Below are 13561 nucleotides of genomic sequence, written 5' to 3'. Positions count from 1 at the left end.
TCTATTCCGCCGCGCGCTGCCGCGTCCGATACGACTGCAGCGTGCTCTGCGCGGTTCGCGGCTGCATTTGCGAGAAGCTCGCCAGATGCTGGTCGAGCTGTGGGCGTGCGCTGCCGCTGGCATGCGCCTGCATGAACAGCAGCGTCGTGGTGGTGACCCAGGACAGGTCGAACGCCTTGGCGAGCACCAGGAGCTGATCTGGCTGGTTGCGCACGAAGGCGCGCTCGACCACGTCGAGCGGCAGCTTGCACATCAGGGACAGCGCCAGCGTGACCTTGTCGAAGCTGCCTTCCTTGGCGAAGCCGTGCAGCTGCGCCTCGTGGAGCTGGCCAGTCGCGTGCAGCAGCTCGACATAGTCCTTGGCGGTGACGAAATCGGCCGAGCGCGTCCGCGCGGCGGCCTGCAGATGATCCGAAGCCTGCGCCACGGCGAGCTCGACGATCTCGGCCCGCGCCGCATCAGCGCTGGCGAGCTGGCTGCGCACCGCGTCGGAGGCTTCGACGAACAGCCGGACCAGCACCTCGCGTGGGCTGTCGGGTCGGCTCCAGAGCTTCAAGGCGAGGCCGGGATCTTCGGATGCCTTCGTCACCAGGCCGGAGAAGCCGTGATCGGAGAAGCGCGCGCCGCCATTGTTGGCGGTGTTCGAAACGACGGCCTGATTGCCGCGATCGACCAGAACGTCGGTGACGGATTCCGTGAGGATCTTGCGGTCGGAGATCGCGAGCAGATGCTCCTGGCCCCGGGTCTGCGCGGTCGCGACCAGGGTCTCGTCGTCGAGCCGTTCGCTCTGGCGCAGCACGCAACCTGCCACCGCGATCGTCTCGTCGCTGGCGAGCAGACGGAGCAGCCGCGGCGGTGCGTCAGGCAGCATCGCGAGCCGGCTGCCGAGCTGCGCCCGCGCCGCAATGGCGACGTTGTCGAGCAGCTTGAACAGCACGTGGTCGAACAGATCGACATGTTCTTCGGTGAACTTGCCCGAGCCCACGACGAACAGGTCGGTGACGCGCTCCAGGATATCGGCGCGCCGCGACACGTATCGGCTGGCGAGAATGTCTTCGAGCTGGTGGAGAACGCTGTTGGGCAAGGCACGGCTCATGCGATGGACATCGCCGGCGCCTGCCCCTCGGACGGTGATCGGACCGCATCCACGCGAGGTCGTCGGCCCGGCATCGGCTGATGGTATCTCGCAACCAGATCAAGGACGCGCGGCCGCCATCTATCGCACCATCCCGCTTAAGGTGCCGTTACACCACGAACCCTATTCCAATGCTCCACCGAGACGCGGCGCCGCCGGGCCCAGGGGCTACTTCACGTCCATCTGCAGGCCTTCCTTCTGGATGATCGACGCGAACTTGGCTGTCTCGGCCTGGACGAAGTCGCCGAACTGCTGCGGCGTGCCGTAGTCGGCGCGGGCGCCCATGGCCGCGATGTTCTTAGCGATGTCCTCGCGCTCCAGCATCGCCTTGACCTGCAGGTTGAGCGCGCTGACGATCTCCGGCGGGCAGGCCTTGGGCAGGAACACGCCGAACCAGGACGACACGTCGAACTTGGCCAGCTCCGGCGCACTTTCGCGCATCGTCGGCAGGTCGGGCGCGTTGGCGCTGCGCTCCGGCGTCGTCACGCACAGGCCGGTCAGCTTGCCGTCCTGCACCTGCGGCAGCGACGGAAACAGATTGTCGAACAGGATCTGGATGTCGCCGGCGAGCGCGGCCTGCAGCGCGGGACCGGCGCCGCGGAACGGGATGTGCGTCATCTTCAACCCGGTGAGCTGCAGGAACCAGGCGCCGGTGAGATGCGGGCTCTGGCCGACGCCTGACGAGCCGTAGTTGAGCTTGTCGGGATTGGCCTTGAGGTAGGCGATCAGCTCCGGGATCGACTTGATCCCGGTCGACGGATGCGCCGAGACGATGTTCGGGATGCGGATCATGTTGGACACCGCCTGCAGCTGATCCGGCTTGTAGGCGAGGTTGCGGAAGATCGAATAGGCGATCGCGTTGGGACCGGGATTGCCGATCAGGATCGTGTACCCGTCCCCCTTGGTGTTACGCGCGACCTCGGCGGTGCCGATCGTGCCGCCACCGCCGGAGCGATTCTCGACCACCGCCGATTGTCCCCAAACCGTCTGCAGATGCGCGGCCAGCAGCCGTCCCATCACGTCGGTGCTGCCGCCGGGCGCGGCGGGCACGATCAGCTTGATCGTCTCGGTCGGACGCCAGTCGGCGAGACTCGTGCGCGGCAGAATGGCGGCGGTCGACAGCGCTGCGGCTCCGGACAGAAGCCTGCGGCGCGACAGCGCGATGCAATGAGCCAATGATTCCTCCCTGCTCTTGTTTTGCAGCAGGGTAGGGAAGATTGCAGCGCCAGAGCAAGCAGGCCAATTGCGCGCGAGCTGCGCAATTCAGCGCAGCGGTCCGGCTTTGTGCCGTGGCCCGGAATCACATTCCGGGCTGCGGCGATCGTGTCGGGATCAGTTGAAGCTGAGCAGCTTGAACAGCGGTGTCAGGTAGCTGAGCTCCTGGCCGGAGGTCGGCGTGGTGCGGCTGACGAAGTCGAAGATCTTGCCGTCCTTCATGCCGTAATTGGCGAGCCGCCGGACCTGGCGGTTCTTGTCGAAATAGATCGCGATGACGCGCTGATCGACCACCTTCTGGTTCATGAAGGCGACAGGGCGCTCGGCGCGCTGGGAGATGTAGTAGAATACCTCGCCGTCGAGCGTCGCCACCGTTGACGGCGTGCCCATCACGATCAGCACCTGGTCCTGGCTGGCGCCGATCGGGATCTGCTCCAGCGCGCCGGGGGGCATGATGTAGCCCTTCTGGAACTGCTCGCCGGTGCAGGCGGCCAGCGCCAGACAGGTCAGCGCGATCGCGCCGGCGGTGCGCAGTCGGGTGCTCAGGCCGCGGGAGAGCAGGCGGGCAGTCGTTCGCATTGTCTGGGTCATCTTCTTCAGATCGGATCCCGTCCCCTTGCGTCGGGCAGGGCGTTGACGTACCGGGCAAACTTGCGGATTGCAACATGCCCCCGAACAGGGTCAGGGAAACTCGACCGCGGAACCGTCATGCTCTGGCCATTCAACCTTCTCAGCAAATCCCGACCGTCCCCGCGCGGGACCATCGAGCCGATCTATGGCACGATCGTGGCACAAACCCGAGACCCGTTGTTTTATAGACACTTGAATGTCCCCGACACGGTCGAGGGACGGCTCGATCTGCTGATTCTGCACCTCTGGCTGGTGCTGCGGCGGCTGCGCGGGGTGGGGTCGGAGCTATCGCAGGCGCTATTCGACCGCTTCTGCGACGACATGGACGACAATCTGCGCGAGATGGGGGTGGGGGATCTCACCGTGCCGAAGCGGATGCAGAAGTTCGGCGAGGCGTTCTATGGCCGCACCGCCGCCTATGACCTCGCCCGGTCCGAGAGCGAGGCCCGGCTGGCGGAGGCGCTGCAGAAGAATATCTTGAACGGGGAGCATCCGGACAGCGCGGCCGGACTTGCCGCCTATGCGGCGCGGGTGGCCGCGCACCTCGCCGCTCTCGACGACAACAGGCTGCTCGGCGCCGGCTGGAGCTTCCCGCAGCCGGTGCAGCAGGACTAGCGAGATGAGCAGAGACACAGACACATCGCGACAGACGGGGCGAGATCCGGCGAAGGATCCCTGGCGGGCGCCGCCGGTGATCGTGGCGCAGATTCCGGAGGCCGGCCTGCATCGCGAGATCGAGGCCGACGAAGCCACGCGCCGCGCGCTCGCCGCGCTTGCCGAGCTGCGCGAGGTCATCTCGGCCCATGCCTCGTTCGACGTCGTCCAGAAGCGCGACGGCAAGGTGCATGTCGAGGGCCGGGTGCGGGCCCGGATCGGTCAGACCTGCGTCGTCACGCTCGATCCGATCGAGATCGAGATCGACGAGCCGATCGACCAGATGTTCGCCCCGCCGGAGCAGATTCCCGAGCTTGCCGATCTGGTCGAGGACGATCCCAACAGCGAGGTGGAGACGGCTGATCCGCCGGAGCCGATCATTGGCGGGCAGATCGACCTCGGCCGGCTTGCCGCCGACGCGCTGTTCCTGGGGATCGATCCCTATCCACGCAAGCCGGGTGCCGTGTTCGAGCAGCCGATGGCGGCAGCCGCCGAGCCGGAGGACCATCCCTTCGCGGCGCTGAAGGCGCTGAAATCGGCAGATGCCGCCGCCCCGGGCGCCGTCAAAGCGAAGAAAACGGGTGAGGATTGACGCGCCGTTGTGCAGGCCGGAAGCGGTCGATCCTGTCACAAAGCCTCTCGAAATCCTCTCAAGCTGCTGATTTCGATGGCAAAGACGGGTCCCTGCTGGCCCCGGACCGCGTGGCGGTTGCAAATTGCATTGCCCCCGGGAGGTTGTTTCGACACGGAGAGACGCTATTGTCGCGCCCGGGTCGGGGTGCGACGAAAAGGCCCGGACGGCCTCTGGCCTGTCCATCGGCCGCGCAATGCCTCTGAACGACCGCCAAACACGGCCAAGCAAGTCACGGCCAAGACGAGACAAAGCTCGAGATCAGGTTTCCGGGACGTCATGCCTCAAAAGGTTCGAATCGCGCTGGACGCCATGGGCGGGGATTTCGGCGCGGCCATCGTCATTCCCGGTGCTGCGATCGCACTGAGCCGCCATCCGGATGCGGAGTTTCTGCTGTTCGGCGATAGCGCCAAGATCGTACCCGAACTCGACCGGCATCCGCGGCTGAAGGCCGTCTCGCGGGTCATCCACACCGACGTCGCCGTCAGCATGGAGGACAAGCCGAGCCAGGCGCTCCGGCGCGGCCGAAAGACCTCGTCGATGTGGCTCGCGCTCGAGGCGGTCAAGAAGGGGGAGGCCGACGTCGCCGTATCCGCCGGCAACACCGGCGCGCTGGTGGCGATGGCGCGCTTCTGCCTGCGCACGCTGGACGGGATCGACCGGCCGGCTCTGGCCGCGATCTGGCCGACCGCGCGCGGCGAATCGGTCGTGCTCGACCTCGGTGCGACGATCGGCGGCGATGCCCACCATCTCGTCGCGCTGGCCGTGATGGGCGGCGCGCTGGCGAGCGTGCTGTTCAACAAGCCGCGGCCGACCGTCGGCCTTCTCAACATCGGCGTCGAGGAGATCAAGGGCCATGAGGAGATCCGCGAGGCGGCCGAGCAGCTGCGCGCGATGAACCTGCCGCAGCTCGACTATATCGGCTTCGTCGAGGGCGACGGCATTGGCAAGGGTGCGGCCGACGTGGTCGTGACCGAGGGCTTCAGCGGCAACATCGCTTTGAAGACGGCCGAGGGCACCGTCCGCCAGGTCACGGATTTCCTGCGCGGCGCGATCCAGGCGAGCTGGCTTGCACGGATCGGCTATCTGTTGGCCCGCGGCGCCTTTGCCGCTTTGCGGGCCCGGCTCGACCCGCGCAAATCCAACGGCAGCGTGGTGCTCGGCCTCAAGGGCATGGTGGTCAAGAGCCACGGCGGAACCGATGCCGAGGGCTTTGCCTCGGCGGTCAGGGTTGGCTATGAGATGGCCCGCTACGATCTCCTGACCAAGATCAATCAAACACTCAATCCCGACGGCGGCGCGCCGGCGTCCGAACCCGTCGCCCAGGAGGCTGTCTCGTGACAATTCGTTCGGTCGTGCTCGGCTGTGGCTCCTACCTCCCGCAGCGGGTCGTGACCAATGCCGAGCTGGCAAGCCGTATCGAGACCTCGGACGAGTGGATCGTCCAGCGCACCGGCATCCGTGAGCGCCATGTCGCAGCCGACGGCGAGTTCACCTCACATCTGGCGATCAACGCGGCCCGGGCCGCCCTTGCGGCGGCCGACGTCGATCCGCAGTCGATCGACCTCATCGTGCTCGGCACCTCGACGCCGGACAACACCTTTCCGGCGACCGCGGTTGCGGTCCAGAACGAACTCGGCATCCACCATGGCGCGGCGTTCGACCTGCAGGCGGTCTGCTCGGGCTTCGTCTTTGCGCTCGCCACCGCCGACAATTTCCTCCGCAGCCGCTCGTTCAAGCGTGCGCTCGTGATCGGCGCCGAGACCTTCTCGCGCATCCTCGACTGGAACGACCGCACCACCTGCGTGCTGTTCGGTGACGGCGCGGGCGCGGTGATCCTGGACGCCCAGGAGCAGGGCGGCACCTCGGCCGATCGCGGCGTATTGACCACGCATCTGCGCTCCGACGGTCGCCACAAGGCCAAGCTCTATGTCGACGGCGGTCCGTCCTCGACCCAGACCGTCGGGCATCTGCGGATGGAGGGCCGCGAGGTGTTCAAGCACGCGGTCGGCATGATCACCGACGTGATCGTCGACGCCTTCGATGCCACCGGCCTGTCGGCCGAGACCATCGACTGGTTCGTGCCGCACCAGGCCAACAAGCGAATCATCGACGCTTCGGCGCACAAGCTGCACATCGCGCCGGAGAAGGTGGTCTTGACGGTCGATCTGCATGGAAATACCTCCGCTGCCTCGATCCCGCTGGCGCTCGACGTGGCCGTCAAGGACGGCCGCATCAAGAAGGGCGACGTGGTTTTGCTGGAGGCGATGGGCGGCGGCTTCACCTGGGCCTCGGCCCTGGTGCGCTGGTGAGCCTGCCGTGCGGCGGGATTACGCCCAGAGATCGACACTACGGCCTGTACTTCTATTCACGCTGCTGTTGACCACCGCCGCTTAACCTCTTAATTTCCGGAGCGAATTATTCGCCGTGAGTTTGGGGCAGGCGATGGCGGGAACCGGAAAAACAGTCACACGCGTCGATCTCTGCGAGGCAGTCTACCAGAAGGTGGGGCTGTCGCGGACGGAGTCGTCTGCATTCGTCGAGCTGGTCTTGAAAGAGATCACCGACTGCCTCGAGCGCGGCGAGACGGTCAAGCTATCGTCCTTCGGGTCGTTCATGGTGCGCAAGAAGGGGCAGCGCATCGGACGAAACCCCAAGACCGGCACGGAAGTGCCGATCTCGCCGCGGCGAGTCATGGTGTTCAAGCCGTCCGCGATCCTGAAGCAGCGCATCAACGGCCAACAGGGCAGCGGCAAGATGAACGGCGAGGCCAGCGCCGAGTTCGGCGCCGAGCCGGAATAGGGCCGGGGGCCGTCGCCCCGCCGCATTGTCGGCAGGCCGTGACGAACGCGTATCGTTCGTTCCGCGTACAGTTCGTCCCGCGTACAGTTCGTCCAATCTATTCAGCGTAGTCTGCCACTTTCTTGTCAGCACGATCGAAGGGGAACGGGCATTTGGACAAGGCGCCGGATGCGTTTCGGACGATCAGCGAGGTCGCGCAGGAGCTCGATATTCCGCAGCACGTGCTGCGGTTTTGGGAGACCCGGTTCGCCCAGATCAAGCCGATGAAGCGGAGCGGGGGCCGGCGCTATTACCGGCCCGACGACGTCGACCTGCTCAAGGGCATCCGGCGCCTGCTCTATGGCGAAGGCTACACCATCAAGGGGGTGCAGCGGATCCTGAAGGAGCACGGCGTCAAGTCGGTCCAGGGACTGGCCGACAGCTCTGCCGCGGTCTCGTTCGGTGCGATGGAGGAGACGCTCGGCCAGGCCCTCATGGAGGAGGAGCCGATCGGCGAGGCCGAGGTCGAATCGGAGGACGAGGAGGAGGCCTCCGACGAGGAGGGCATCGACTTCCGCTTCGTCGACACCGAGGACGACATCCTCGACACCTTCCGGGTCGGCCCGCCCGCCCGCGCCGGCATGAAGCCGGAAGACCGCGACAAGCTTCAAGGCGTGCTCAAGGAGCTGCTGGACTGCCGCGCGCTGCTCGATCGCGCCATGAAAGAGGTGTGAGGGGCGCCTGCTGCCCTAAACACAGGATGAGCCGACGGCGCCACGAGTCGGCTGCGCTCTCCTCCCCCTTGCGGGGAGGGGTTTGGGGGTGGCGGTCCCCGACCTCCGCTCTATCCATCGCCCCCACGAAACCCGTCCGCCGTGCCTTGCATCCCATCCCGATCACGGCTACACGATCGGCCATCGGAGCGTGGCGCAGCCCGGTTAGCGCACTAGTCTGGGGGACTAGGGGTCGTGGGTTCGAATCCCGCCGCTCCGACCATTTTTCGGGATCGCTTCTGTTTTCATCCGGGGCTCGATCCTCTGCATCCCTCCGTCGAAGTGATCAAATATTGCGGATCCACGACTCTTGGCGGAAGCGCCTCGCCCCGTGACGGCGAGCCGGACGGCGGTTGGGAATCCTCATCGGAGGCTCAGCTCACGCTGACAGCGTCGCCTTCAGGTGCCACGATACTCTTGCTTTACTTGGATTGCCAAATATCTGTACAAGAAAGTGTGCCTCGAAAGGGGAGTGTATGATGGCTCACGTTTCCTACAGCGAGCTGCGGAACAATCTTGCAACCTATATGGATGCGGTCTGCGATGGACGGGCACCGCTCGTCGTTACGCGTCAGAACGCACGAAGCGTGGTGCTGATGTCAGAGGAGGAATACGAGGGTCTTATGGAGACCGTCCATCTTCTGAGGAGCCCGGCAAACGCCGTTCATCTCCTGCGTTCGATCCAGGAGGCAGACGAGGGTAAACTGACGGAGCGTGAGCCGGTTGAGCCGACGAGGTCGGTTTGATCCGATCACATGATTATCGCGTGGACCGAAGGCGCTTGGCAGGACTATCTCGAGTGGCAGAAGGACGACGAGAAAGTTCTCCAGGCCATTAACACGTTGATCAAGGACATCAAACGAGACCCGTTCAAGGGGTTGGGGAAACCAGAGCCCCTCAAACATGCGCTCCACGGCTGGTGGTCTCGGCGTATCACCGGAGAGCACAGGTTGGTTTATCGCGTCACGGGTCAAGGAGACACGCAACGGCTCGATATTGCCCAGTGCAAATATCACTATTGAGCTGGACCATGCCGCCGCGGTCCTGCGCCCGCTGGTCCAAAAATGCGCTGTACGCGCGGACCCGCCGCACCTTTCCAACTCAGTGAGGGCCGCTTAACATCTGCGACGGGATTCCCGCGCGTTAGACGCGCCGGCCTCGTTTTTTATTTCTGCAATTGTGCCGAGTTCTTCCATGGACGCCGCCGTCGCCGACATCTCCTTTGGGCATTTCGAGAACGCCGAGCAGATCGCCTTCTGGAACGGTGCGGGCGGCGGGCGCTGGGTCGCGCGCCGCGCCGAGATCGATGCGCTACTGGCGCCGGTGCAGGAGGCGCTGCTGGAGCGTGCGGCGATCCAGGCGGGCGAGCGGGTGCTCGACATCGGCTGCGGTTGCGGGGCGACCTTGATCGCGGCGGCCGAGAAGGTCGGCCCCGGCGGCAGCGTGCTTGGCCTCGACGTGTCCGCAGCCATGCTGACCGCGGCCCACGAGTTCACCCCCGCCGATGCGCCGGTGAGCTTCGTGCAGGGCGACGCCATGGTGCATCACTTCAAGGCCGCGAGCGCCGATCTCATGATCTCGCGCCTCGGCGTCATGTACTTCGCCAATCCGGTGCGCGCCGTGCTCAACATCCGCAATGCGCTGCACTCGGAGGGGCGCGTCGCCTTCGCCTGCTGGGGCGAGCTGCGCGACAACCCGTGGGCGCTGGAGCCGCTGCAGGCGGCCTATGACCACGTGCCGAAGTTGCCGGGATTGCCGCCGCACGCGCCGGACGATTTCGCGTTCGGAGCCGCCGAATGGATCGAGAAGGTCATGACCGATGCCGGGCTGCGGCGCATTCGGCTGGAGCGCCACGACATCGCGCTCGACTTCGGCGCAGGCGCCGGCCTCGACAGCGCGGTGCAGACGGCGCTCGCGATCGGGCCCGCCGGCCGTGCCGTGGCCGGGCAGCCGTCCGAGGCCACGGAGGCCGCGATCGCTGCCGTGAGGAAGGCGCTGGCGCGCTACGCCAAGGGGCCGCGCGTCGTGGTGCCGGCATCGTTCTGGATCGTGACTGCGGTCGATCCGTAATGCGACGGCCGCGCCGGAGCCCAAGCGCGGCGCCATCTATGCGAGCGCGGAGCTTACGATCAGCGCATATGCGACAGAAAGAACGCGTTTCGAGATGTGCAAGATGACGAGACTGCTCTCAGCCGGTGCCGTGTTGGTCGGCTTCCTGTCGGCGGCGAAGGCCGACGTTCAAATCAATATGCAGCCAGGCTCACAATGCTGGTCCTACCAAGGATTGGATACGCGATTTTACGGCAACTTTGCGGGCGGCCAAGCTCTGACCGTCGGGATTGTCGAGCAGCAATTGAACGAGAAAGGTGGGATGGAGGCGGTTGTCTATAGTGGCGCGCAGGTCTGGGTGAACGGTCCTGATGGTTTCCTCAAGGATGGCTACCGCAAGGCGGATGATCGGATCATCTACACGGACAAGCCGGGCCGCTACATTTTCAATTTGTATGAGCATGGAACAGGCGCCGCTTATCCAGTCTTCGTGAAGATATGCGCGAGCAGAAAGGACCAGGCCAACAAGAGGTGACCCGATCCTTTGTGCTGGTTTTGACCCCGTGGCAAAGCCGCAAGATCGGTCGAGCGCGTCAGCGTTGAGCGCGCTTAGCTGCTGCGGCCACGGAGTACTGAACGATGAAGGCGGCGCTGCAGAACTACCATGCCCGGATGCAGCGGGTCTTGGATCATATCGACCGGCATCTGGACGATGATCTGGACCTGGACGCGCTGAGCAGCATCGCGGCTTACTCGAAATATCATTTCCACCGGCAGTTCACGGCGACCTTCGGGCTGTCCGTGCATCGCTACATCCAGCTCGCCCGCATGAAGCGGGCGTCCTATCAGCTGGCCTACAGCGATGCCCAAACCGTCACGGAGGTCGCGATGGATGCCGGCTACGATGCACCGGACGCCTTCGCCCGCGCCTTTCGGCAACGGTTCGGGCAATCGCCGTCATCGTTCCGGAAATCTCCCGACTGGGAGCCGTGGCTTGCGGCCTTCGGGCCTTTCGACGAAGCAAGGAGCAAGCTGATGCGGACGACCTATACCCCTGACGACGTGACGATTCGCGAGGTGCCGACCACGCCGGTGGCGATCATGGAGCATCGCGGCGACCCGGCGACGCTCGGCGCCACGATCCAGCGCTTCATCGCCTGGCGCAAGGCTGCCGGCCTGCACCCCAGGACCAATCCGACCTTCACGGTCTGGCGCTCCGAGCGGCGCCCCGCGTCGCCTGCCGATTACAGCGTGGATCTCTGTGTCGGGACCGATCGGCCGGTCGAGACCGATGACGCGACAATCAGGGTCGGCGAGATCCCCGGCGGACGCTGCGCCGTGCTGCGCGTCGTCGGCAACACCCACAATCTGGAGCCGGCCGCGCTGTTTCTCTATCGCGACTGGCTTCCGGCCAGCGGCGAGGAGGCGCGTGACTTCCCGATCTATTGCCAGCGGCTGAACTTCTTCCCGGAGGTTCCCGAGCACGAGACGGCTGCGGACCTGTTCCTGCCGCTGAAATAGCCCCTGACGGCCGACCTTTCCTAAAACGTGTAGCCAAGAGCCGTCTCAACCCGCGAGTCCCGCATGCAGGGCTCGGGGGGAGCGGGCCGACCTTGGAGCGGTTCCAGTTCTCGTCCGGGAACCGCGATCCGGTCATGTCGTTAACGATCAAGCAGCTCAGTCGGGGCCCACACCCTGACATTGAACCTTTGCGCGCACGCGCGCACCAAACCTGTGTTCGGCTCGTCGCGGAGTCGGGTTTCAGGAAATTTCAGACTGACATCGGGGTTCACCTCGATGTGCTGTTCATTGTCGTTGAAGGAGGCGCGTATGGTCCTCAGGACTTTGAAAGTGTCGCTGTCTGTTTTCGCCGCTGCAACCTCGGTGGTGTCGCTGTTTGCCGTCAGCTGGGTCGGTCTCGCACTGCTCGGCTACTGATAGCTCACGCAAGCATAGAGGCGCACTCTGCCTCGCGAGATGGAAAGCGCCCGGATCGAGCCTGATCCGGGCGCGCGTTTTTGCAGATGCGAAGGGCCACGGCGCTATGCGAAGGCCTTTTCCACCGTCTCGATCAGCACGCGGAATGACTTGTCGTGGCGGGTGATCGGCGGAATCGCCCGGGTGATGCCGAGCAGCTGATAGACCGCCATCTGCGCCGCGCGCACCGAATATTCCACCGTGAACACGACGTCGTCGGGAATCTCGACGAACTGGCTGACGAAGGCGAGATTCTTCGAATTCGCCGGCACCGGCAGCGGGCGGTCGCTGGTGTTGCGCGGCATGAACATGCTGGTGATGTAGGGCAGGCGGCAGGGCACGCAGGTCGCGTTGTCGAACACCGAAAGGTCGAAGTTGAGATGGCCGCACAGCTCCTTGAGGATGTCGGCGCCGCCGCAATCGGCCATGGCCTTCGGCACGAAATTGCCGATGCGGTCGGGATGCAGCGCGTAGCCCCAGAACACCTGCACGTCCGCAGGCTGGCCGGCGAAATGCGGCTGGTGATACAGCACGACCGACATCAGCCAGTTGGACTCGGTGAAGGTAACGAGCCCGCCGGTGCCGGCGACATTGCCGGTGAACGCTTCCATCGCGTCGAAGAAGCGCGGATTGCGGCAGGTGACGGTGAAGGACTCCCAGCAGGATTCGGGGATCGATGAGTTGAAAGCGGCGGGATTGCCGAACTCCGGGCGTCCCCTTGCGATCTTCTCCCACAGCGTCCAGCCCTGGCTGTCCTGCTTGGTGAGCCGCGGCGGCGGCGCATCCTGCGTGCCCAGGCTGGTCGCATCCGTCATCGAGCCGTTTTGCAGGAAGACCAGATCGTCGGTTGCTACCACGACCGTCTCCGGCTTGCCGTTGCGATCGAGGGTCAAGCGCTTGACGACGTGCTTGCCGGCTTCCGTCGCGATCTCGATGTCGGTGACATCGACGCCGCCGGCGAAATTCACGTCATGGCCCTCCAGCCATTTGACGAGCGGCACCACGATCGCGTCGTACTGATTGAACACGGTGCGCTTGACGCCGGCCAGCGTCTCGATGCGCGGAAACTCGTTCATGAAGCGATGCAGATAGCGCTTGAACTCGACCGCGCTGTGCCAGGGCTGGAATGCGAACGTCGTCTGCCACATGAACCAGAAATTCGTGGTGAAGAACGGCGGCGACAGCCAGTCGGTGATGCGGGAGTTGCCGAGCTTGTCCTCGGAGGCCTCGGTCAGCCTGACGAGCTCGAGCCGATCCTGCATCGTAAAGCCCATGGTGGAGACGTCGACCTTGTGCCGGTTGCGATCGACGAGGCGCGCCTGCGAATGCGCGACATGGGCCTCGTTGAAGGCGAGCGTCTCGTCGCGCACGGTGCGGCCGGGATCGCCGGCATTGGGGATGGTGGAGAGCAGGTCCCACGTGCATTCGTAGTGATCGGTCGTCAGCATGCGGCCGCCGCGCAGCGAATAGGAACCGTCGGGCAGCCGCGCGCCATCGAGGCTGCCGCCATAGGGCAGACGCTTCTCGTAGATGGTGATGTCGCGTCCCGCGACGCCGCCGTCACGGATCAGGAATGCCGCGCCGGCCAATGCGCCGATGCCGCTGCCGATGAAATACGCCTTCATGATGGTTCACCCGGATCGTCTGTTGCGATCCGGGGCTTAGCCGCTGTGTTCCCTGGCGGAACTGATCCAGGTCAACCGCCGCGGCGCGCGG

At 65.1% G+C, this 13561-nt stretch carries 15 protein-coding genes and 1 tRNA gene; 12 read left to right on the top strand and 4 right to left on the bottom strand.

Annotation, left to right across the window (positions count from 1 at the left end):
* Position 1 precedes the first annotated feature (1 nt).
* The 3 genes from QX051_RS04070 to QX051_RS04060 form a co-directional block, all read right to left on the bottom strand.
* Entirely contained in the window at positions 2 to 1084 is a 1083-nt protein-coding gene (locus tag QX051_RS04070; protein WP_315775312.1) for a DUF2336 domain-containing protein, read from the bottom strand.
* Positions 1085 to 1303: 219 nt separating this feature from the next.
* Positions 1304 to 2311 carry a tripartite tricarboxylate transporter substrate binding protein gene (locus tag QX051_RS04065; RefSeq protein WP_315775151.1) on the bottom strand — a complete coding sequence of 336 codons (1008 nt, stop codon included), beginning with the start codon at positions 2309 to 2311 and terminating at the stop codon, positions 1304 to 1306.
* Positions 2312 to 2467: 156 nt separating this feature from the next.
* Entirely contained in the window at positions 2468 to 2929 is a 462-nt protein-coding gene (locus QX051_RS04060) for an outer membrane protein assembly factor BamE (RefSeq protein WP_315740216.1), read from the bottom strand.
* A gap of 129 nt (positions 2930 to 3058) precedes the next feature.
* Here QX051_RS04060 and QX051_RS04055 point away from each other — a divergent pair, with 129 nt between their 5' ends.
* The 12 genes from QX051_RS04055 (at position 3059) to QX051_RS04000 (ending at position 11389) form a co-directional block, all read left to right on the top strand.
* Positions 3059 to 3595, top strand: coding sequence for a ubiquinol-cytochrome C chaperone family protein (locus QX051_RS04055; protein ID WP_315775150.1), 537 nt, complete (start codon positions 3059 to 3061; stop codon positions 3593 to 3595).
* Positions 3596 to 3599: 4 nt separating this feature from the next.
* Entirely contained in the window at positions 3600 to 4226 is a 627-nt protein-coding gene (locus tag QX051_RS04050; RefSeq protein ID WP_315775149.1) for a DUF177 domain-containing protein, read from the top strand.
* A 318-nt stretch (positions 4227 to 4544) separates the two neighbouring features.
* Entirely contained in the window at positions 4545 to 5606 is a 1062-nt protein-coding gene (plsX, locus tag QX051_RS04045) for a phosphate acyltransferase PlsX (RefSeq protein WP_315775148.1), read from the top strand.
* The gene (locus tag QX051_RS04040) at positions 5603 to 6577 is read left to right on the top strand and encodes a beta-ketoacyl-ACP synthase III (protein WP_315775147.1); all 975 of its coding nucleotides are present in this window, start codon (positions 5603 to 5605) and stop codon (positions 6575 to 6577) included. The genes plsX and QX051_RS04040 overlap by 4 nt, the downstream gene beginning before the upstream one ends.
* 133 nt (positions 6578 to 6710) lie before the next feature.
* Entirely contained in the window at positions 6711 to 7067 is a 357-nt protein-coding gene (locus QX051_RS04035) for an integration host factor subunit alpha (protein WP_315758632.1), read from the top strand.
* A 152-nt stretch (positions 7068 to 7219) separates the two neighbouring features.
* Positions 7220 to 7780, top strand: coding sequence for a MerR family transcriptional regulator (locus QX051_RS04030; protein WP_315775146.1), 561 nt, complete (start codon positions 7220 to 7222; stop codon positions 7778 to 7780).
* Positions 7781 to 7964: 184 nt separating this feature from the next.
* Positions 7965 to 8042 (top strand) — tRNA-Pro (locus QX051_RS04025).
* Between the two features lie 253 nt (positions 8043 to 8295).
* Complete coding sequence (locus QX051_RS04020) at positions 8296 to 8565, top strand: type II toxin-antitoxin system prevent-host-death family antitoxin (RefSeq protein WP_315775145.1); 270 nt, start codon at positions 8296 to 8298, stop codon at positions 8563 to 8565.
* 9 nt (positions 8566 to 8574) lie between these two features.
* The gene (locus QX051_RS04015; RefSeq protein ID WP_315775144.1) at positions 8575 to 8841 is read left to right on the top strand and encodes a Txe/YoeB family addiction module toxin; all 267 of its coding nucleotides are present in this window, start codon (positions 8575 to 8577) and stop codon (positions 8839 to 8841) included.
* Positions 8842 to 9013: 172 nt separating this feature from the next.
* Positions 9014 to 9889 carry a class I SAM-dependent methyltransferase gene (locus QX051_RS04010; RefSeq protein ID WP_315775143.1) on the top strand — a complete coding sequence of 292 codons (876 nt, stop codon included), beginning with the start codon at positions 9014 to 9016 and terminating at the stop codon, positions 9887 to 9889.
* Positions 9890 to 9992: 103 nt separating this feature from the next.
* Entirely contained in the window at positions 9993 to 10403 is a 411-nt protein-coding gene (locus tag QX051_RS04005; RefSeq protein WP_315775142.1) for a hypothetical protein, read from the top strand.
* A gap of 104 nt (positions 10404 to 10507) precedes the next feature.
* Complete coding sequence (locus tag QX051_RS04000; RefSeq protein WP_315775141.1) at positions 10508 to 11389, top strand: AraC family transcriptional regulator; 882 nt, start codon at positions 10508 to 10510, stop codon at positions 11387 to 11389.
* A gap of 521 nt (positions 11390 to 11910) precedes the next feature.
* Here QX051_RS04000 and QX051_RS03995 read toward each other — a convergent pair.
* Positions 11911 to 13470, bottom strand: a complete 1560-nt coding sequence (locus QX051_RS03995; protein WP_315775140.1) for an oleate hydratase — start codon at positions 13468 to 13470, stop codon at positions 11911 to 11913.
* Positions 13471 to 13561 lie beyond the last annotated feature (91 nt).

The organism is Bradyrhizobium sp. SZCCHNR1053, assembly GCF_032381235.1.
Classification (GTDB): Bacteria; Pseudomonadota; Alphaproteobacteria; order Rhizobiales; family Xanthobacteraceae; genus Bradyrhizobium.
Note: the sequence above shows the minus strand (reverse complement) of the source record. Positions and strands in the feature narration are given on the sequence as shown.